Annotated in this window: 17 protein-coding genes and 1 pseudogene; 8 read left to right on the top strand and 10 right to left on the bottom strand. The window is 54.5% G+C overall.

Going from position 1 to position 19,567, the window contains the following annotated elements; translation table 11 throughout:
* Positions 1 to 2 precede the first annotated feature (2 nt).
* Positions 3 to 377 carry a CopC domain-containing protein YobA gene (gene yobA / locus ACMYSK_RS03245; protein ID WP_434640185.1) on the bottom strand — a complete coding sequence of 125 codons (375 nt, stop codon included), beginning with the start codon at positions 375 to 377 and terminating at the stop codon, positions 3 to 5.
* A 126-nt stretch (positions 378 to 503) separates the two neighbouring features.
* Between yobA and ACMYSK_RS03240 the strand changes: the two genes are divergently transcribed.
* Both ACMYSK_RS03240 and exoX read left to right on the top strand, forming a co-directional pair.
* Entirely contained in the window at positions 504 to 734 is a 231-nt protein-coding gene (locus tag ACMYSK_RS03240) for a DNA polymerase III subunit theta (protein ID WP_434640183.1), read from the top strand.
* Positions 735 to 812: 78 nt separating this feature from the next.
* Positions 813 to 1,472 (top strand): exodeoxyribonuclease X, encoded by a 660-nt coding sequence (gene exoX / locus ACMYSK_RS03235; protein WP_434640182.1) that lies wholly within the window; start codon positions 813 to 815, stop codon positions 1,470 to 1,472.
* A gap of 5 nt (positions 1,473 to 1,477) precedes the next feature.
* Here the strand turns inward: exoX and ptrB are convergent, their stop codons facing one another.
* The 3 genes from ptrB to ACMYSK_RS03220 all read right to left on the bottom strand — a co-directional run bounded on the left by ptrB (position 1,478) and on the right by ACMYSK_RS03220 (position 4,808).
* Positions 1,478 to 3,538, bottom strand: coding sequence for an oligopeptidase B (gene ptrB, locus ACMYSK_RS03230; RefSeq protein WP_434640180.1), 2,061 nt, complete (start codon positions 3,536 to 3,538; stop codon positions 1,478 to 1,480).
* 117 nt (positions 3,539 to 3,655) lie between these two features.
* Positions 3,656 to 4,345 (bottom strand): tellurite resistance TerB family protein, encoded by a 690-nt coding sequence (locus ACMYSK_RS03225; protein ID WP_434640178.1) that lies wholly within the window; start codon positions 4,343 to 4,345, stop codon positions 3,656 to 3,658.
* Positions 4,346 to 4,442: 97 nt separating this feature from the next.
* Positions 4,443 to 4,808: a YebG family protein gene (locus ACMYSK_RS03220; RefSeq protein ID WP_434640176.1), complete on the bottom strand. Its 366-nt coding sequence runs from the start codon at positions 4,806 to 4,808 to the stop codon at positions 4,443 to 4,445.
* A 136-nt stretch (positions 4,809 to 4,944) separates the two neighbouring features.
* On the opposite strand from ACMYSK_RS03220, the gene purT reads away from it, so the two are divergent.
* On the top strand, positions 4,945 to 6,123 hold the full coding sequence (gene purT, locus ACMYSK_RS03215) for a formate-dependent phosphoribosylglycinamide formyltransferase (RefSeq protein WP_434640175.1): 1,179 nt from the start codon (positions 4,945 to 4,947) through the stop codon (positions 6,121 to 6,123).
* Between the two features lie 61 nt (positions 6,124 to 6,184).
* Here purT and ACMYSK_RS03210 read toward each other — a convergent pair whose 3' ends face one another.
* The 4 genes and pseudogenes from ACMYSK_RS03210 to ACMYSK_RS03195 all read right to left on the bottom strand — a co-directional run.
* Positions 6,185 to 6,826, bottom strand: a complete 642-nt coding sequence (locus ACMYSK_RS03210; RefSeq protein WP_434640173.1) for a bifunctional 4-hydroxy-2-oxoglutarate aldolase/2-dehydro-3-deoxy-phosphogluconate aldolase — start codon at positions 6,824 to 6,826, stop codon at positions 6,185 to 6,187.
* A 39-nt stretch (positions 6,827 to 6,865) separates the two neighbouring features.
* Entirely contained in the window at positions 6,866 to 8,677 is a 1,812-nt protein-coding gene (edd, locus tag ACMYSK_RS03205; RefSeq protein ID WP_434640172.1) for a phosphogluconate dehydratase, read from the bottom strand.
* Positions 8,678 to 8,898: 221 nt separating this feature from the next.
* Entirely contained in the window at positions 8,899 to 10,374 is a 1,476-nt protein-coding gene (gene zwf / locus ACMYSK_RS03200; RefSeq protein ID WP_434640170.1) for a glucose-6-phosphate dehydrogenase, read from the bottom strand.
* Between the two features lie 10 nt (positions 10,375 to 10,384).
* Positions 10,385 to 10,471, bottom strand: a pseudogene (locus tag ACMYSK_RS03195) (formate--tetrahydrofolate ligase); the annotation flags it as partial.
* A gap of 221 nt (positions 10,472 to 10,692) precedes the next feature.
* On the opposite strand from ACMYSK_RS03195, the gene ACMYSK_RS03190 reads away from it, so the two are divergent.
* Complete coding sequence (locus tag ACMYSK_RS03190) at positions 10,693 to 11,598, top strand: MurR/RpiR family transcriptional regulator (RefSeq protein ID WP_434640168.1); 906 nt, start codon at positions 10,693 to 10,695, stop codon at positions 11,596 to 11,598.
* A gap of 126 nt (positions 11,599 to 11,724) precedes the next feature.
* On the top strand, positions 11,725 to 13,167 hold the full coding sequence (gene pyk, locus ACMYSK_RS03185; protein WP_434640166.1) for a pyruvate kinase: 1,443 nt from the start codon (positions 11,725 to 11,727) through the stop codon (positions 13,165 to 13,167).
* A gap of 65 nt (positions 13,168 to 13,232) precedes the next feature.
* Here the strand turns inward: pyk and ACMYSK_RS03180 are convergent, their stop codons facing one another.
* On the bottom strand, positions 13,233 to 14,567 hold the full coding sequence (locus tag ACMYSK_RS03180; protein WP_434640164.1) for a 2-hydroxycarboxylate transporter family protein: 1,335 nt from the start codon (positions 14,565 to 14,567) through the stop codon (positions 13,233 to 13,235).
* A gap of 422 nt (positions 14,568 to 14,989) precedes the next feature.
* Here ACMYSK_RS03180 and ACMYSK_RS03175 point away from each other — a divergent pair, with 422 nt between their 5' ends.
* From ACMYSK_RS03175 to dcuR, 3 genes are all read left to right on the top strand, one after another.
* A complete protein-coding gene (locus tag ACMYSK_RS03175; protein WP_434640162.1) occupies positions 14,990 to 15,937 on the top strand; it encodes an AEC family transporter in 948 nt (315 codons plus the stop codon).
* A gap of 70 nt (positions 15,938 to 16,007) precedes the next feature.
* Positions 16,008 to 17,693, top strand: a complete 1,686-nt coding sequence (locus ACMYSK_RS03170; RefSeq protein ID WP_434640160.1) for an NAD-dependent malic enzyme — start codon at positions 16,008 to 16,010, stop codon at positions 17,691 to 17,693.
* 79 nt (positions 17,694 to 17,772) lie between these two features.
* A complete protein-coding gene (dcuR, locus tag ACMYSK_RS03165; protein WP_434640158.1) occupies positions 17,773 to 18,489 on the top strand; it encodes a two-component system response regulator DcuR in 717 nt (238 codons plus the stop codon).
* A gap of 49 nt (positions 18,490 to 18,538) precedes the next feature.
* Here the strand turns inward: dcuR and lpxM are convergent, their stop codons facing one another.
* The gene (gene lpxM, locus ACMYSK_RS03160) at positions 18,539 to 19,513 is read right to left on the bottom strand and encodes a lauroyl-Kdo(2)-lipid IV(A) myristoyltransferase (RefSeq protein WP_434640156.1); all 975 of its coding nucleotides are present in this window, start codon (positions 19,511 to 19,513) and stop codon (positions 18,539 to 18,541) included.
* Between the last annotated feature and the right edge of the window lie 54 nt (positions 19,514 to 19,567).

Genomic DNA, 19,567 nt, shown 5'->3' with positions numbered 1-19,567 from the left:
GGTTATTTCACGGAAAAGTGGTATTGCCCTTTGGTTTTGTGGCCATCAACGGAGACCACATGCCAGTCGACGGTATATTCCCCCGCAGACAAAGGCTGCGGCAGCGGGACAATCAGCTCGGCTTGATTGCTGTCACTGCGCGCAAGCTTGCCGGTAGCAACCGTTTTCTGCTGCGGTCCGGTGAGGGTCACGCCGCTAAAGGCCGTTTCGACACCTTCAGAAAAGCTAAGCGTCAGCGACTCGGGAGAGGCGGCGACAGTGGAATCTGCGGCAGGCGTTTGCTGTTGAAGATGCGCATGGGCAAAGGCAGCAGTGCTCGCCAGGAAACCGGCGAGAAAAGCGGAGGCACGCAGCGCGCGCCCGGCGATAGTACGCATAATCGTCATTCCTTTTCGTTATGTATGTAGCACAGAGAATAACCCTGTATAATGGCGTAGTCGAGCGATGCGTCCCGGTCCGACGTCGCGCCCGATCGGTTTTCGGCATCATGAAGGAGAAACCAAATGGAAAAAAATCTGGCCAATATTCCGCAGGACGAGATGGACAAAGTCAACGTCGACCTTGCCGCGGCCGGTGTCGCCTTTAAAGAGCGCTACAATATGCCTGTTGTCGCCGATTTAGTTGAACGCGAGCAGCCGTCACACCTGCGTGACTGGTTCCGTGAACGTCTGATTGCCCATCGTCTGGCGTCTGTTTCGCTGTCGCGTCTGCCCTATGAACCTAAAGCAAAATAATTCCCGCCCCCTGCTGACGTCCCGGTTGGCAAGCGCTGCGCATTCAATTACGCTGGTTTCTTTGGCCAGGAGTGAGCCATGCTACGCGTAATCGATACGGAAACCTGCGGATTACAGGGCGGTATTGTTGAAATTGCCTCCGTTGATATTGTCGACGGACAGATAACCAATCCCATGAGCCATCTGGTGCGCCCCGACCGCCCTATCAGCCCTCAGGCCATGGCGATTCACCATATCACCGAAGAGATGGTTGCCGATAAGCCGTGGATTGAAGAGGTGCTCCCGCATTACGTCGGCAGCCCGTGGTATGTCGCCCACAATGCCAGCTTCGACCGTCGGGTATTGCCGGAAATGCACGGGGAGTGGATCTGCACCATGAAGCTGGCCCGTCGTCTGTGGCCAGGCATTAAATACAGTAATATGGGGCTGTATAAATCGCGGAAGCTGAATGTCGCTACGCCCGCGGGGCTCCATCAACACCGCGCGCTGTACGACTGCTATATTACCGCTGCGCTGCTGCTCGATATTATCAACGTTTCCGGCTGGCAGCCGGATGAGATGGCAACCATTACCGGCCGCCCGGCGCTGTTGACCACCTTTAGCTTCGGGAAATATCGTGGCAAGGCGGTTGCCGAAATAGCAGAAAACGATCCGGGCTATTTGCGTTGGCTATTCAATAACCTGGATCGCATGAGCCCCGAGCTGCGCTTGACGCTCAAGCACTATCTCGGGGAGTAGTCGCGCTAAACGTCTGCCTGGCCGGGTAATGTCCCCTGCGCCAGGCCAATCAGAAAGGCAAATTCCAGCGCCACTCCTTCATAGCTTTTAAAGCGCCCCGACTTACCGCCGTGGCCAGAGTCCATATCGGTGCACAGTAGCAGCAGGTTATCGTCTGTTTTCAGCTCGCGCAGTTTCGCTACCCATTTTGCCGGCTCCCAGTATTGCACCTGCGAATCATGCAGGCCGGTCGTAACCAGCATATGTGGATAGGCCTGCGCCTTAACGTCATCGTAAGGACTGTAGCTTTTTATATAGCGATAGTACTCTTCATCCTGCGGATTTCCCCACTCTTCAAATTCCCCGGTCGTCAGCGGAATCGACTCGTCGAGCATCGTGGTGAGGACATCAACAAACGGAACCTGCGCCACCACGCCGTGAAACAGCTCTGGCCGTTGATTAATGGCAACCCCCATTAGCATCCCACCCGCGCTGCCGCCCATCCCGTAGCAGAGGCCAGGATGACCATATCCCTGCGCCAGCAGCGCATCGCAGACATCGAGATAATCGTTAAAGGTATTCTTCTTACACAGGAATTTGCCATCCTCGTACCACTGCTGCCCTAATTCACCGCCGCCGCGGACGTGGGCTATAGCAAATACGAAGCCACGATCGAGCAGGCTCAGGCGGCTGGCGCTGAAGTCAGCATCTTCACTGGCACCGTACGACCCGTAGGCGTAGACCAGCAGTGGGCTGGCGCCCTTGCGAAAATGTTCATGCCGGTAAACCAGAGAAACCGGAACCTCCACGCCATCCCGGGCCTTAATCCACAGGTGTTCGCTGCGGTAGCGACTGGCATCAAACCCTTTCACCTCCTGCTGCTTGAGTACCCGTCGCTCACCGGTATCCATGTCCAGTTCAAATAACGTGTCCGGGGTGGTCATGGAGGAGTAACCATAACGTAACCGGGAGGTTTCCGGTTCTGGATTATATGCAAGCCAGGTGACATAGGCCGGATCATCAAAGGCGATCCCGACCACTTCCCGGGTCTTACGGTTGATCTGGCGCAGGCTGGTTAACCCGCGCTGGCGTTCCTCGACCACCAGCCAGTCGGTAAATAAGGTGAAACCTTCGAGCATGACATCCTGGCGCGGGGCAATCAGGGTCTGCCACTGTTTTTCGTCACGTTCATGGGTGCGGTAGAGGCCAAAATTTTTACCCTCGCGATTGGAGCGAAGATAGAAGGCATGCTGGAAATGATCGAGACTGTACTCATGATCTTTACGCCGCGGCAGGAAACACACCGGTTCAGCATCCGGCATTTCAGTATTAAGCAGCCGTACTTCGCTGGTTGTTGCACTGGCAAGATAGATAACCGCGAATTGCCGGGAGGTGGTCGTATGGATACTGACGTAGAAGGTTTCGTCTTTCTCCTCGTAGACCAGAACGTCGGATCGCGGTGAGGCGCCAACGGTATGTCGCCACACCTGATAAGGCAGCAGCGTAGTCGGGTGCTTGCGGACATACCACAGCGTTTGCGAATCATTACTCCAGGCAAATTCTGGCGAGACGTTTTCCAGCACCTCGGGATACCATTCGCCATTTTGTAGGTTACGCAAGCGCAGGCCGTACTGCCGTCGGGAGAGATAGTCCTCCGCCAGCGCCATGATCGTATTGTCCGGCGAGATCCCCAGTCCGCCAAGCGTATAGAATTCGCTCTTCGCCGCGCGCTGGTTGCTATCGAGTAGCACCTCCCATTCATCCCACTCTTCTTTCAGCACCGACTGGCGCTGGTAAATAGCGTATTCGCAGCCGGGTTCATACACCTGGCGATAGCGATAGCCATTTTTGCTGTAGGGTGCAGAGACTTCACGCGGCGGGATACGGTCAATGATTTCTTTCAGCACCCGCTCCTGCAGGCTGCGCTGAGTGGACATGACCTTCTGCCCGTATTCATTTTCCTGGCGAAGATAATCAAGCACTTCCGGCCGCGAACGATCGTCGTCGCGCAGCCAGAAGTAGTTATCAAGGCGGGTATCGCCATGCAGGGTCATGGCGTGGGGGATTCGTTTTGCTTTTGGTGGCATCTTTTGGTCTTTTGCATCCTGTATTTCATACACAAAATCATTCAAGAAGCGGCTTGAAGGATGGCGTGTGTATAAGGGTGGCAAAAGTGGCCCACGTTGCAAGCAAAACCTGCTGATTTAGATAGAAAGCGCCTGTTTTTGTGCCTGAATATCCTGTTCGATGTCGGCACGCACTTCCGCCGGGAGCCCTAAGGCCTCGCCGAGGGCGTTGAGATAGCTCCGCTCCATAAAATGGTCGATATCGATCGCAGCACAGCTGATGTAATAGATTTCCAGCGCCTCTTGCTCGCTAGTGATGCCCTGAGCCAGACGCTGCGGGTCAAGCGGCTGCGCCAGGGCGCGATCGATTAATACGCGGCCCTGCACGGCAATATTAGCCGCACGCAGCTGCTCTTCGATGTTTGCCCGCTCACTGTCGTCAATATGCCCGTCGCTTTTAGCCGCAAACACCAGCGCCAGTATCAGCCGTTCGCTGCGGGCATCAAGCCCGGTCGCCGGCGAGTCCTGCGACGCGATGGCGGATTGCCCGGTGCAAGCAACAGGTTGCGCGGGCGAAGCTTCCTGTATTTTCTGCTGGTATTTATTCCACAGCACGCTTCCCGCAATCGCTCCGCCGCCAACCAGCAGCGCGCTGGTGCCATATTTGGCCAGCAGCTTACGCGATGATTTACTGGCTACCAGCAGCCCTGCCAGGCCACCTAGCGCGCCAGGCAGGAGGAAGTTTTTCCCATCCGGCCTCTCACCTGATGATGAAGATGGTCCCTGCTGACCCAGCAGAGACTGGAGTTGATTAAGCCAGTTAGCCATGATTCCCCTCGTTGCATATTAGGCGTAATCACCAGCCTAAACGACGAGATGTAAGGAAATGTGATGGACAACTAAAGATGCGCAAATTCGGCTAGTGTCAGGCCGCCTTTACCTTCCGTGATTTCGCTGGCGCTGGGGGTTCGTGCGACTCGTCTGCTGCGGCTTCCGGCGTTTCTGCCCCCTGGATGTCGGTCTCAGAGGACTGCCCGGCCGTTTCATCTTCCGCTTCCGGACGTTTTCCCGACCTCAGGATATGATGTAGCGTCTCTTTGCGTTCCGCCAGCCACATTGCCATTTCATCGCGCTGTGCTTCATCCAGCGTGAGCGGGCACTCTACCAGCCAGTCGTTGAGGACTTCGGCAAGATCGAGCATTTTGTCGTAAGCATCGGCCTCTTTTTTGCTGGTAAACGACATTTTTTCCTCACCTTCGCGGATCACCACATATTTAATTTCAACCGCCATTGTGCAGCCTCTTTTATACTGTATTTTTATACAGTATAGCAAATTTTCACCCGAGACTCAACCAACAGCCATAAAGACAGACGCAAACGTTTTCGTCTATAATGCGGCGCATGTTTTTTTACTGTGGAAAAGAGTCATGACGTTATTAGGCACAGCGCTGCGCCCGGCAGCAACGCGGGTGATGTTGTTAGGTTCCGGTGAACTGGGTAAAGAAGTCGCCATTGAGTGTCAACGGCTGGGCATTGAGACCATCGCGGTAGACCGCTACCCTGATGCGCCGGCAATGCAGGTGGCGCATCGTTCGCACGTCATCAACATGCTGGACGGCGAAACGCTGCGCGCGCTGATTGCAGAAGAAAAACCCGACTTCATCGTGCCCGAAATTGAAGCCATCGCCACGGATATGCTGGTCGAGCTGGAGCTGGCCGGGCAGAAAGTCGTCCCCTCTGCCCGCGCGGCAAAACTGACCATGAATCGTGAAGGTATTCGCCGCCTGGCCGCGGAGGAGCTGCAGCTGCCCACCTCCTCCTACCGCTTTGCCGACAGCGAAACCGCCTTTCGTGAGGCCGTTGCTGAGACAGGGCTTCCCTGCATCGTGAAGCCGGTCATGAGCTCATCCGGCAAAGGCCAGAGTTTTATTCGTCACCATGACCAGTTGGCCGATGCCTGGCGCTATGCGCAACAGGGCGGCCGCGCCGGCGCAGGCCGGGTTATCGTCGAGGGCGTGGTCAATTTCGATTTTGAAATTACTCTGCTTACCGTCAGCGCCGTCGACGGCGTCCATTTCTGTGCGCCGGTCGGCCATCGCCAGGAAGATGGCGATTATCGCGAATCCTGGCAGCCGCAGCAGATGAGTGAACGTGCGCTGGCCCGCGCGCAGGAAATAGCCAGCAAGGTCGTACTGGCGCTCGGTGGCTATGGACTGTTCGGCGTGGAGCTGTTCGTCTGCGGCGACGAGGTTATCTTTAGTGAAGTCTCTCCTCGTCCACACGATACCGGAATGGTCACGCTCATTTCACAGGATCTTTCAGAATTTGCCCTCCACGTCCGTGCCTTCCTTGGTCTGCCGGTGGGCGCGATTCGCCAGTATGGCCCGGCGGCCTCAGCGGTGATTCTGCCGCAGCTCACCAGCCACAACGTCACCTTTAATAATATTCAGGGAGCGGTTGGCGCAGGCCTTCAGCTGCGCCTGTTTGGCAAACCGGACATTGATGGCTCTCGTCGCCTGGGCGTTACGCTGGCCGTTGCCGATAGCGTTGATGAAGCGGTGGCACGGGCGAAAGCTGCCGCATCGGCCGTCCTGGTTCAGGGATAAAAAAACCCGGTGGCGCAAGCGCTACCGGGTCTGGACTTCGCGATTTATCAGGGCGTGAAAGTTACTTCGCGCCTTCAACTGCTTCGCGGGCAATGTTGGTAATGCGGTCGTAATCACCGGCTTCCAGCGCATCCGCCGGAACCAGCCAGGAGCCGCCGATGCACAGCACGCTGTTCAGCGCCAGGTAGTCACGGTAGTTCGCCGGAGAGATCCCGCCGGTCGGGCAGAAACGGATATGCGCGAACGGACCGCCGATAGCCTGCAGCGCTTTCACGCCGCCGTTAGCTTCTGCCGGGAAGAATTTGAACTCTTTCAGGCCATACTGCATGCCCAGCATCAGTTCGGATACGGTGCTGATACCCGGGATCAGCGGGATCGTCCCTTCTTCAGTCGCCGCTTTCAGCAGAGACTCAGTCAGACCCGGGCTGATAGCAAACTGCGCGCCCGCATCGGTCACGGCTTTCAGCTGTTCTACGTTTGTTACGGTACCTGCACCGACAATCGCGTCCGGTACTTCTTTGGCAATCGCGCGGATAGCATCCAGTGCGCACTCGGTACGCAGAGTCACTTCCAGTACGCGTACGCCGCCGGCAACCAGCGCTTTGGCCATCGGCACAGCGTGTTCCAGCTTTTTCACCACGATCACCGGGACAACCGGGCCGGAGGTGAGGATTGCTTCTGCAGTTGTTTTCCAGTTTTTCATCAGAGTTTCTCTCTCGCCAGATCTACAAATTGTATCGTCTTAAAAAGTGATGCAGGTTGCGCCCTGTTCTGCTCCGGAGAGTTTTTCACGCAGCGCTGCAAACATTTCCCGGCCGCTCCCGACGCGCGAACCGCTGAGGTCAGGAACATGCGGCTGGCGTGCGGCCAGTTCAGCCTCATCCACCAGCAGCGTCAATTCGCCCGTTTGCCCGTTGACGCGGATGATATCGCCATCACGGACTTTTGCCAGCAGCCCGCCATCGTACGCTTCAGGCGTAACATGGATTGCTGACGGGACTTTGCCTGATGCGCCAGAGAGTCGACCATCGGTAACCAGCGCAATTTTGAAACGGCGGTCCAATAATACACCAAGTGGCGGCATAAGTTTATGTAATTCTGGCATACCGTTCGCTTTTGGCCCCTGATGACGGACAACAACCACACAATCCTTGTCCAGCATTCCGGCTTCGAAAGCAGGCAGGACGTCGTGCTGGCTTTCAAACACCACCGCTGGTGCTTCGATGATTTGGTTGTCGACCGGTACGGCAGAGGTCTTCATCACCGCACGACCGAGGTTGCCGCTCAGCACTTTCGTCCCGCCATGGCGAGAGAATGGCTTATCGAAAGTCGCAATAACCTGATCGTCGAGCGGCGCGGTCGCCCCTTCGCGCCAGTCCAGCTCGCCGTTGTTCAGCCACGGTTCCATGGTGTAACGGGAGAGACCGAAACCGGCCACGGTGTTGACGTCTTCATGCAGCAGGCCGCCTTTCAGCAGCTCGCGTACCAGCACCGGTACGCCGCCCGCAGCCTGGAAGTGGTTAATGTCCGCCGGACCGTTCGGGTAGAGACGCGCCAGCAGCGGAACAATGTCAGACAGGTCGGAGAAATCATCCCAGTTAATGATGATCCCTGCCGCGCGGGCCATCGCCACCAGGTGCATCGTATGGTTGGTCGAACCGCCGGTTGCCAGCAGTGCAACGATCCCGTTCACCACCACTTTCTCATCAAACATTTTGCCCAACGGCATCCATTCATTACCGTTACCGGTCATGCGCGTGACCTGACGTGCGGCAGCGGCGGTCAGCGCCTGGCGCAGTTCAGCATCCGGATGCACAAACGACGAGCCCGGGAGCTGCATGCCCATAAACTCCACGACCATCTGGTTGGTGTTCGCCGTACCGTAAAACGTACAGGTCCCCGGCGCGTGGTAGGACGCCGCTTCAGACTCCAGCAGCGCCATACGGTCAACTTTGCCTTCAGCATATAGCTGGCGAATGCGCACTTTTTCTTTATTCGGCAGGCCGCTGGCCATCGGGCCTGACGGCACGAATACTGACGGCAGATGACCAAAGGAGAGCGCGGCCATCGTCAGCCCCGGGACAATTTTGTCACATACGCCCAGGTACAGCGCGCCGTCGAACATGTTATGCGACAGGCCGATAGCGGCCGACATGGCAATGACTTCGCGGCTCAGAAGAGAGAGTTCCATCCCGTCCTGGCCTTGAGTCACGCCATCGCACATCGCCGGTACCCCGCCCGCAACCTGGCCGACCGCATTCACCGAATGCAGAGCCTTGCGAATGATATCAGGGTAATACTCATAGGGCTGATGGGCGGACAGCATGTCGTTGTACGAGGTAATAATGGCAATATTGTTACGCAACATGCTTTTCAACGAGGCTTTATCGTCCGACTGACAGGCAGCAAAGCCGTGAGCCAGGTTACCGCATGCCAGCTGTGCGCGATGGACGGTATCCGTCTTCGCCTGGTTAATCCGTGCGAGGTAGGCGGTGCGGGTGTCTCGCGACCGTTCGATAATGCGATTTGTTACCCGTAACATTGTCGAATTCATAAAGGCTCCTGAATTTTTATCTGTCCGGCCACAGCGTTTTAGCAACATCTTTACAGGTGAAAGGCACCAACACTGCAGCTCAGCGGCAAAATATCTACCCGCAGTGTAATAAAAAAAGCCCCGGGGGTGAATCCTCCCGGGGCTTAAAAGAGCAAAAATTATGCGACTAGATGCGTCAGATCATGTTACCGGTAAAATAACCCATCCGGATAATCACGTGGCTATTCAAATTCGTTCCAGGAACGACCGTCGCGGGTAATCATTGCCACTGAGGCAACCGGCCCCCAGGTACCTGCCTGATACGGCTTCGGCGCATCGCGGTCGGCAGCCCAGGCTTCAGTAATGGAGTCAACCCACTTCCACGCCTCTTCCACTTCATCACGACGCACGAACAGCGCCTGAATACCGCGCATGGTTTCGAGCAGCAGACGCTCGTAGGCATCCGCCAGGTGAGTCTGGTTGAAGGTTTCCGAATAGCTCAGATCGAGCTTGGTTATCTGCAGATTGTGTTTGTGGTCCAGACCAGGCACTTTGTTGAGCACCTGAATATCCACGCCTTCATCCGGCTGCAGACGAATCGTTAACTTGTTCTGCGGCAGCTCCTGCCAGTTCTCTTTGAACAGGTTCAGCTCCGGCGTTTTGAAGTACACCACGACTTCAGAACATTTGGTCGGCAGACGTTTACCGGTACGCAGGTAGAACGGCACGCCGGCCCAGCGCCAGTTATCGATATCCACGCGGATCGCCACGAAGGTTTCGGTATTACTGGATTTGTTCGCGCCCTCTTCTTCAAGGTAGCCCGGCACTTTTTTGCCCTGGGCAAAGCCTGCGGTGTACTGACCACGAACCGTTTTCTCACGCACGTTGGCGCGATCGATGCGGCGCAGCGATTTCAGGACCTTCACTTTTTCGTCGCGAATGCTGTCGGCGCTGAGGTCTGACGGCGGCGACATGGCGATCATGCACAGGATTTGCAGCAGATGGTTCTGGATCATGTCGCGCATTTGCCCGGCTTGATCGAAGTAACCCCAGCGGCCTTCAATGCCCACTTCTTCCGCCACGGTGATTTCAACATGATCAATCGTGCGGCAGTCCCAGTTATTCACAAACAGGGAGTTCGCAAAGCGCAGCGCCAGCAGGTTGAGCACCGTTTCTTTACCAAGGTAATGGTCGATACGGTAGACCTGGCACTCTTCGAAGAATTCGCCAACCTGGTCGTTGATTTCGCGCGAGGTATCCAGAGAGGTACCCAGCGGTTTTTCCATCACTACGCGCGCAGGTTTGGCGTTCAGCTTGGCTTCGCCAAGGCCTTTGCAAATGGCGCCAAAGGTGCTCGGCGGCATGGCGAAATAGTTGATGGTGACGCGTTTTTCCTGATCCAGCATTTTGCCCAGACGGGAAAACGCTTTAGTATCGTTCACATCGAGGTTACAAAAATCCAGACGTCCGCTCAGGGTTTCCCACAAACCTTCATCAATTTTTTCCTTCATGAAGGTTTCAAGCGCTTCACGCACTACCCTGGTGTAAGCATCTTTATCCCAGTCAGCACGTCCGACCCCGATAATCCGGGTATCAGGGTTGATCTGGCCAGCTTTCTCAAGCTGATACAGGGAAGGCAACAATTTACGACGCGCCAGGTCACCCTTTGCGCCGAAAATGACCAGATCGCATGCCTGGGCCGTTTGCGTTACCGCCATGTCATTCTCCTCAGTTGATAGTCTGGTGCTTATGCCAGGCTATATTTGTAATTTTCTTACACTGCACTGTACTGTGTTTACGAACTTCCCGAAAGCCTCAGGCCCGATTCCCGGCGCTAAACCGCACGCGGAGAAAACTTCCGCCGACTATTTGGGCAAGTGGCTAAAAGCGTTCGTTGTTTCGACCGGTTTTAAGTTAATAAAATACGACTCTGATCATGTAATGAAAAAAAACAACATTTTTTAACGTTATTCCTCCCCGCTTGCGGCGGCAGAGGGGTATATTCTTGCTAAAACGCCTGATGATTTCATCCATTAATGAAATCGCTTCCACTGATGAGCGCCCCGTTACCCATGAACATGCTGGAAAAAATCCAGTCCCGACTGGAACACCTTAGCAAATCCGAACGCAAAGTGGCGGAAGTCATTCTTGCCACGCCGGATCAGGCGATTCATTCAAGCATCGCGGCCCTGGCGCTCGAAGCTGGCGTCAGCGAGCCGACCGTTAATCGTTTTTGTCGCAGCCTTGAAACCCGTGGCTTTCCCGATTTTAAGCTCCACCTGGCACAGAGCCTGGCACACGGGACTCTCTATGTTAACCGTAATGTCGATGAAGACGACAGCGTAGAGTCCTATACGGGAAAAATATTCGAGTCAGCTATGGCCAGTTTAGATCAGGTCCACCACTCTCTCGATATGTCAGCGGTGAACCGCGCCGTCGACCTTCTGACGCAGGCCAAGAAAATTGCCTTCTTTGGTCTGGGCTCTTCGGCGGCCGTTGCCCATGACGCCATGAACAAATTTTTCCGCTTTAATGTTCCGGTTATCTACTCCGACGACATTGTCCTGCAACGCATGAGCTGTATGAATTGCAATGATGATGACGTTGTCGTGATTATCTCACATACTGGCCGGACGAAAAGCCAGGTCGAACTGGCGCAGCTGGCGCGTGAAAACGATGCCATGGTCATCGCCATTACGTCGGCGGGTACCCCGCTGGCGCGCGAGGCAACCTTGTCGATTACGCTTGATGTCCCCGAAGATACGGATATCTACATGCCAATGGTTTCGCGTCTTGCCCAGTTGACGGTTATCGACGTGCTGGCTACCGGTTTTACCCTCCGTCGAGGAGCGAAATTCAGAGATAACTTGAAGCGGGTCAAGGAAGCATTGAAGGAATCGCGTTTTGATAAAGAACTGCCTGTACACAGCGACAACCCATAAAACTTGATAATTAGGTAGTGACCCATTACACATTCGGTTATGTCCCGGCTTAGCGACATTGCTGGCCGGCACCACCGATTCCATGTTCACGCAACACCAAAGTTGTTTTAGTCAACGGAGTATTACATGTCCAGAAGGCTTCGCAGAACCAAAATCGTAACGACCTTAGGCCCGGCAACCGATCGTGATAACAACCTTGAAAAGGTGATCGCCGCAGGCGCTAACGTAGTACGTATGAACTTCTCTCACGGTACCCCGGAAGATCATCAGATTCGTGCGGATAAAGTCCGCCAGATCGCGGCAAAACTGGGGCGCCACGTCGCTATCCTCGGCGATCTGCAAGGCCCTAAGATTCGCGTATCCACCTTCAAAGAAGGTAAAATCTTCCTGAATATCGGCGACAAATTCCTGCTCGACGCAGAGCTGGGTAAAGGCGAAGGCGACAAAGAGAAAGTCGGTATTGATTATAAAGGTCTGCCGGCGGACGTTGTCCCTGGCGATATCCTGCTGTTGGACGATGGTCGCGTACAGCTGAAAGTGCTCGAAGTTCAGGGCCTGAAAGTGTTCACCGAAGTCACCGTGGGTGGACCGCTGTCGAACAACAAAGGCATCAACAAGCTGGGCGGTGGTCTGTCCGCTGAAGCGCTGACCGAGAAAGACAAAGCTGACATTATCACCGCAGCGAAAATCGGCGTTGATTATCTGGCCGTTTCCTTCCCACGCTGCGGTGAAGACCTGAACTACGCCCGCCGTCTGGCCCGCGAAGCCGGCTGCGATGCGAAGATCGTGGCGAAAGTTGAACGTGCAGAAGCGGTCTGCGATCAGGACGCGATGGACGACGTTATTCTGGCCTCTGACGTGGTGATGGTTGCCCGTGGCGACCTTGGCGTTGAAATCGGCGACCCGGAACTGGTGGGTATTCAGAAAGCCCTGATTCGCCGCGCCCGTCAGCTGAACCGTTCGGTCATCACCGCGACTCAGATGATGGAGTCGATGATCACCAACCCGATGCCAACCCGTGCAGAAGTTATGGACGTAGCAAACGCCGTCCTCGATGGTACCGATGCCGTGATGCTCTCTGCGGAAACCGCCGCCGGTCAGTATCCGTCTGAAACCGTTGCCGCGATGGCCCGCGTCTGCCTGGGCGCTGAAAAAATCCCAAGCCTCAACGTGTCCAAACACCGTCTGGACATTCAGTTCGACAACGTTGAAGAAGCGATTGCGATGTCGGCGATGTATGCGGCCAACCATCTGAAAGGCGTGACGGCTATCATCACCATGACCGAATCCGGTCGTACTGCGCTGATGACTTCGCGCATCAGTTCTGGCCTGCCAATTTTTGCGCTCTCCCGTCATGAGCGTACGCTGAATCTGACCGCGCTGTATCGCGGCGTTACGCCGGTTCACTTTGACAGCACCAACGACGGCGTTGCCGCAGCGCACGATGCAGTAAACCTGCTGCGCGATAAAGGCTATCTGGTCACTGGCGACCTCGTTATCGTAACGCAGGGTGACGTCATGAGCACCATCGGCAGCACCAATACCACGCGTATTCTGACCGTCGAATAAGCTCGGCCTCATCCAAAACGCCTCCACCTGCCAGCATCACGCTGGCAGGTTTTTTTTATCCGTAATCAAACAATCCAGTTCAGCAGCAGCGTGGCGGCAATCACCGTTGAGGCTCCGCCAATGCGGGTGGCAATCTGTGCGAACGGCATCAGCGACATGCGATTCGATGCCGAGAGTATGGCCACATCCCCGGTACCGCCCAGCCCGCTGTGACAGCTGGTCACAATAGCGGCTTCAACAGGGTACATATTCAGGCGTGAAGCGATGAAAAAGCCGCTTAACGCCATCGCAATTACGATAGAACCGCAAACCACAACATAGCCAATAGAGAAAACGGAGACCACGCTCTCCAGGGGAACGTACAGCATTCCGAGGCCGATCATCAGCGGCCAGACGAGTGCGGCGGAAACGAATTTGTAGCAGCTGTGGGCTCCCAGCTCCATTGCCGCAGGGATAATTTTGGTGTATTTGCACAGTACGGCGGCCAGTATCATCAATACCGGTCCTGGAATGTGCAGCACTTTCTCCAGCAGCCCACCAACGATGAAAAATGCGCAGATCATTAACAGCCCGGCTCCCATCAGCTGGAAATCGGTAGGCTGTCCTCCCTGAGTCTGCGAGAAAACGTGGTTATCATCATGGCTGCGGATCAGCATACCGTCACCGGACAGCGACGGGCGACGGATGCCCAGACGAGCCAGAAATCCCGCACAGATAATCGCGAAGATATTCCCCACCACCGCAGCCGGGGCCAGCTGGGCGACATACACATCCGGGGTCTGTCCGAGGATCGCAGAATACGCCAGCGAGAGCGGCAGGATCCCTTCCCCGATACCGCCACCAATAATCGGCACAATAATAAAGAAAAAGGTGTGGTACATGCTGTAGCCAAACAGGCTACCCACCAGCAGGCCCGTTGCAATTGCCGCTCCGGTCCCTACCACAAGCGGAACGAACATACGCACCATTCCCTGGATAAGAATGGTTCTGTTCATTCCCAGAATACTGCCGACAACCAGACAGGCGATGACGAAATAAAGTAAATTGGCCTCTTTCATCAACAGGTGCACGGTACCCAATGTATGCGGGTCAAACACCCCGAAATAGACCAGTACGGACGGCATCATCAGACACAGAATTGCCGGCCCGCCAATATCCTTAAGCACCGGCACCATCCGGCCGATTTTGGCCAAAGCAAACCCCAGGGTCATAATGACCGCCAGCCCGCCAATCATATTCTTCGGCAGCAGCCCCGCCATCGAAGAGGTGACAACAATCACCGCAATACCAATAAACAGCGTTAAAGGTACGGCACCGACGTCAACACTGGAAAAGAAGCGCGGATTTTTCCCGCTCGAATGCGTTTGTTCTATCGGATGGTTGAGTGAATTATTTTTCATGTTTCACCTGAATTGAGATGGATGGTGTAGGGGTGTGGCGCAATATTAAAACCGCACTATTAAATAAAAATAAAAAACAAAAATGAGAAGTCGCTATTATTAAATCCAACTAAACGGTAGCACAGTGATTTTGTATAAAAAAGAAAACAACGATCTCCGCTCTCGACTTTGTGACTGAGCTTGAAACTCCCTTTTAAGTAATTTAATTTATTACTGTGTAGCTAAAGTTATGCATCGTCACAATCCTTCCTTTCAAGCATATAAAACAAGAATTTATTCTCCAGCCCGATATTTGTAAGTAAAGTTCCCAAGGCGAAATTATTTAAACAGCGGCCACTGTGATTTCAATCACCTTTCAATTCCTAAGGGATCGTTAGATTAAAAACCACAATAAACCCTACACTCTATTTTCGGGATAATTTATGCCTACGCTGCTATTGCAATCATTGTTCCCATTAGTTTTTATCATGTTACTCGGTTGGCTCAGCGGTAAGTTAGGCTATACCCGTCGCGAAGATGCCTCGGTGTTAGCCACCGTCGTCATTCGCTTTGCCCTGCCCTTTCATCTTTTTATCGGTGCATTAAATACCAACCCCGATAAAATTAAAAACTTCGCTTTTATGGCGGTGTTAGTGATTGGCCTGATGGGCTCCTACTTTCTTACACTATTGATATCTCGCTATGTTTTTCGCCATGATATCAAAACCAGCGCGATTCAATCCCTGGTATGCGCATTTCCTGATATGGCCTATTTCGGCGCGCCGGTTCTGGCCGTACTGATTGGCCCGGAAGGATTTCTCGGCGTCCTCATCGGTAACTTAATCACCAGCGTCTTCATGATCCCTCTGACGATTATCCTGATTCGCATGGGTGATAAAGATGCGGCCGCCGATGCGGAAAAAATCCATGCCGGCAAACTGGTGATGCAAAACCTGCTGAAGGCAATAAGAAACCCTATCGTCTGGATCCCCATTTCCGGGGTGCTGCTGAGCCTTGCCGGCGTACAGCTTCCGCACATGCTCAGCATGCCGATTGAAATGGTCGGCAAAATTGCCGGCGGCCTGTCGCTGTTTGCTCTTGGCCTGCTGTTTTATGGCGAACGCCCGACTATCAATATTCAGACCTGTACCAATATCAGTATTAAAAATCTGATTCAGCCCGCCATGATGGCTGCGGCAGGTCTCGCTTTTGGCCTCAGCCACACCCTGATGCAGCAGGTGATTATCATTGGTGCTACGCCTTCTGCCATTGCAGCCGGCATGTTTGCACTGCGCAGTGATACTTATATTGAACCGGCCTCATCTTCTATTTTACTCGGCACAGCGATTGGCGTCGTTACCGAAGGCATTATGATTTATTTAATTTCTTAAGCGCCCCTGCGCAATATTATTTAGCAAGTTAAACCCTGTTTTTATTTAAACAACACTCAGGAGTCATGAAATGTTAGTTAAAGAAACATTATATACCCCCTACAATGGCGCAGTCCTGCTGGAAAATCCGCTATTAAATAAAGGGCTCGCTTTTACCGAAGGAGAGCGCGCCGCTTTTAATCTTCAGGGGCTATTGCCGCATAATGTCGAAACCATCGAAGAGCAGACCGAGCGAGCCTGGAAACAGTTCAGCCAGTTTAAGCGTGATATTTCCCGGCATATTTATCTGCGTAATATTCAGGATACTAACGAGACACTATTTTATCATCTGCTCCGCCGTCATATGAAAGAGATGCTGCCGGTGATTTATACCCCCACCGTCGGTGAAGCCTGCGAACACTTTTCCGAAATTTATCGCCGTGGACGCGGTCTGTTTATTTCATGGCCAAACCGCCATCACATTGACGAGATGCTGCAAAGCTTCTCCCGCAACGATATCCAGGTGATTGTCGTTACCGACGGCGAGCGGATCCTTGGTCTTGGCGATCAGGGCATCGGCGGAATGGGCATTCCGATTGGCAAACTGTCGTTGTATACCGCCTGCGGGGGGATTCACCCGGCCTCGACGCTGCCTGTGATGCTGGATGTCGGGACCAATAACGCGAAGCACCTGGAAGACCCGCTGTATATGGGCTGGCGCCATCCGCGCATTGACGACGATCGGTATACGGAGTTTATGGATATGTTTGTCGATGCGGTAAAACGTCGCTGGCCACACGTTCTGCTGCAATTTGAAGATTTCGCCCAGAAGAACGCCAGCCGCCTGCTAAACCGCTACCGTAATCAGCTGTGCTGTTTTAACGATGATATCCAGGGAACGGCCGCCGTCACGACGGGTACGCTCATTGCCGCCGCCGCCGTAGCAGGCACCCGTATGCGCGATCAGCGGGTGGTGTTCCTGGGCGGCGGTTCTGCCGGCTGCGGTATTGCCGAAAAGATCATTGCGCTGATGGTTGATGATGGCCTGTCGGAGCAAGAAGCCCGCAGTAACGTCTTCATGGTCGATCGCTATGGTTTACTGACCAGCGAGACGCCTGACTTGCTCGATTTCCAGCAAGCTCTCGTCACGCCCCGGGAAAATCTCGCCCACTGGGACGTCACGTCGGCAAACCTTTCATTGATGGATGTCGTGCGCAACGTGCACCCGACTGTACTGATTGGCGTATCCGGACAACCGGGTCTGTTCAGTGAAGAGATTATCAAAGAAATGCACCGCCACTGCCCGCGACCGATTGTGATGCCGCTCTCTAACCCCACCTCACGCGCCGAAGCGCAGCCGAAAGATCTCCTGGAATGGACCCAGGGAAATGCCCTGATTGCCACCGGTAGCCCGTTCGAGCCGGTGCTCTGCCAGGGGGAGACATATGATATTGCGCAGTGTAACAACGCCTACATTTTCCCCGGGCTGGGATTAGGTATCCTGGCGGCAAAAGCGGAGCGCGTGACCGAAGCCATGCTGATCACCAGCAGTAAAACCCTGGCAGCCCACTCGCCGCTCGCCACTTCCGGTAAAGGCGGATTATTACCGCCGGTGGAAGAGATTGAGGCAATCTCGCGGGCCATCGCCATCGATGTCGCGCTCATGGCCCAGGCCGAAGGGGTCGCCGCAAAACTCAGCGAGGAAGAGCTGATCGCGAATATCGATAAAACCTTCTGGCACGCACGCTATACCTCATACAAGCGTTCATCGCTCTAGCGACACGTCCCTTCGTTAATCCTGCGGGAAGCATCCAGGCGTCGATTCCCATGCTTCCCGATAGTCAAAGGAACCGCGCATGTTCAATGTGCTTATTGTGGATGATGATTCGATGGTGGCGGAAGTGAACCGGCTGTTTATCAGCAGGGTTGCCGATTTTCACTGCTGCGGTATCGCCTCGACGGTGGCGGAAGCAGAGCAAATGCTGAGCCATATGTTACCGATCGACCTGGTCCTGCTGGATGTATATATGCAACAAGATAATGGTCTGTCTTTGCTGCTGGTCCTGCGCACGAGCGCCCGCAGCATCGATGCGATCATGATTACTTCCGCCGCCGACGCAGCAACCGTCCAGACGGCGATGCGCTATGGCGTGGTCGATTATTTGCTCAAACCGTTTCAGTTTCCCCGCTTTGAGGAAGCGCTGCTGACATGGCGCAAACGTCGCGATCTGCAAAACGCCAAATCCAGCTACGAGCAGTCCGATGTTGACGATTTACTGCGCAGTGGCACCCCACGCCCGGAGAACGCTCGCCGCTTGCCTAAGGGGTTAACGCCGCAAACGCTGCGGCTGGTGTGCCGATGGATTGATAGTCATCAGGAGCACGCCTTCTCAACGAACGAGCTCGCCTGCGCGTTGCAAATCTCCAGAGTGTCGTGTCGTAAATATTTAATCTGGCTGGAAAAGACGGGTATTCTGTTTACCCATAATCATTACGGGCTCACCGGTCGACCGGAATATCGCTACCGGTTAATTAGCGAACATGTGGCTTTGCTCAGACAATACAGCCAATGAACCCGGCTGGTTCATTGGCATTCATTGCCGGCGCCGGTGAAGACAGGTGCTATTTCTTTTTCGGATACAGCTCTTTGCGCTTATAAGGCTCAATTTCCCCGGGTTTACGCGTCTTCAGCAGTTTGAGGATCCAGGTATATTGCTCGGTATGTGGCTTGACGAAAATTTCGACCTCTTCGTTCATCCGTCGCGCGATGGTGAAATCGTCAGCCTCCAGCAGGTCATCCATTGGCGGACGGACCAGCACCGTCAGACGATGGGTTTTGCCATCATAGACCGGGAACAACGGCACGACGCGAGCGCGACATACTTTCATCAGCCGGCCAATTGCCGGCAAGGTGGCTTTATAGGTAGCGAAGAAATCGACAAATTCGCTGTGCTCAGCCCCGTGATCCTGGTCGGGTAAATAGTAGCCCCAGTAGCCCTGGCGGACCGACTGGATAAACGGCTTAATGCCATCGTTGCGCGCGTGCATCCGCCCACCAAAGCGACGTCTGACGGTATTCCACACGTAATCGAAGACTGGGTTCCCCTGGTTATGGAACATTGCCGCCATTTTCTGGCCGCCGGAAGCCATCAGCATGGCCGGAATATCCACTCCCCAGGCATGCGGCACCAGGAAAATCACTTTTTCGTTATTACGCTGCAGTTCATCGATGATCTCTTTGCCCTGCCAGTCGACCCGGGAAAGAACATGCGCAGGGTCACGCAGACCCAGCTCGGCCATCATGACCATCGCCTGCGGCGCCGCCATATACATTGCATCGATAATGGCCTCGCGTTCCTGCTCGCTCTTTTCCGGGAAGCAGTACAGCAGGTTTATCTGCGCACGGCGGCGAGAGCTTTTTGCCAGCCTCCCCACCGCCCGCCCCAGCTTACCGAGGATCGGATCGCGAAAAGAAGGCGGCGTCAGGGCAATACCCGCAAACGCGAAAACCCCCAGCCAGGCGCCCCAGTAGCGCGGGAGTAAAAAGGATTTTTCAAATTTTGGAATAAACTCGATATTATTTTTTTTCGTTTCCATGCCCAGTCCACAGCCGTACTGCATAAAAAAGATAATGGGGTAATCCCGTCAAAC

It is taken from the genome of Klebsiella sp. I138 (assembly GCF_051131765.1).
Lineage (GTDB): Bacteria > Pseudomonadota > Gammaproteobacteria > Enterobacterales > Enterobacteriaceae > Klebsiella.
This window is presented reverse-complemented; position numbering and strand designations above follow the sequence as displayed.

Coding starts and splice junctions, on each gene's coding strand:
- yobA (WP_434640185.1), bottom strand. CDS start 377: ATGCGTACTATCGCCGGGCGCGCGCTGCGTGCCTCCGCTTTTCTCGCC.
- purT (WP_434640175.1), top strand. CDS start 4,945: ATGACGTTATTAGGCACAGCGCTGCGCCCGGCAGCAACGCGGGTGATG.
- edd (WP_434640172.1), bottom strand. CDS start 8,677: ATGAATTCGACAATGTTACGGGTAACAAATCGCATTATCGAACGGTCG.
- ACMYSK_RS03170 (WP_434640160.1), top strand. CDS start 16,008: ATGTTAGTTAAAGAAACATTATATACCCCCTACAATGGCGCAGTCCTG.
- zwf (WP_434640170.1), bottom strand. CDS start 10,374: ATGGCGGTAACGCAAACGGCCCAGGCATGCGATCTGGTCATTTTCGGC.
- ACMYSK_RS03210 (WP_434640173.1), bottom strand. CDS start 6,826: ATGAAAAACTGGAAAACAACTGCAGAAGCAATCCTCACCTCCGGCCCG.
- dcuR (WP_434640158.1), top strand. CDS start 17,773: ATGTTCAATGTGCTTATTGTGGATGATGATTCGATGGTGGCGGAAGTG.
- ACMYSK_RS03240 (WP_434640183.1), top strand. CDS start 504: ATGGAAAAAAATCTGGCCAATATTCCGCAGGACGAGATGGACAAAGTC.
- ACMYSK_RS03220 (WP_434640176.1), bottom strand. CDS start 4,808: ATGGCGGTTGAAATTAAATATGTGGTGATCCGCGAAGGTGAGGAAAAA.
- lpxM (WP_434640156.1), bottom strand. CDS start 19,513: ATGGAAACGAAAAAAAATAATATCGAGTTTATTCCAAAATTTGAAAAA.
- ACMYSK_RS03175 (WP_434640162.1), top strand. CDS start 14,990: ATGCCTACGCTGCTATTGCAATCATTGTTCCCATTAGTTTTTATCATG.
- exoX (WP_434640182.1), top strand. CDS start 813: ATGCTACGCGTAATCGATACGGAAACCTGCGGATTACAGGGCGGTATT.
- ACMYSK_RS03190 (WP_434640168.1), top strand. CDS start 10,693: ATGAAATCGCTTCCACTGATGAGCGCCCCGTTACCCATGAACATGCTG.
- ptrB (WP_434640180.1), bottom strand. CDS start 3,538: ATGCCACCAAAAGCAAAACGAATCCCCCACGCCATGACCCTGCATGGC.
- pyk (WP_434640166.1), top strand. CDS start 11,725: ATGTCCAGAAGGCTTCGCAGAACCAAAATCGTAACGACCTTAGGCCCG.
- ACMYSK_RS03180 (WP_434640164.1), bottom strand. CDS start 14,567: ATGAAAAATAATTCACTCAACCATCCGATAGAACAAACGCATTCGAGC.
- ACMYSK_RS03225 (WP_434640178.1), bottom strand. CDS start 4,345: ATGGCTAACTGGCTTAATCAACTCCAGTCTCTGCTGGGTCAGCAGGGA.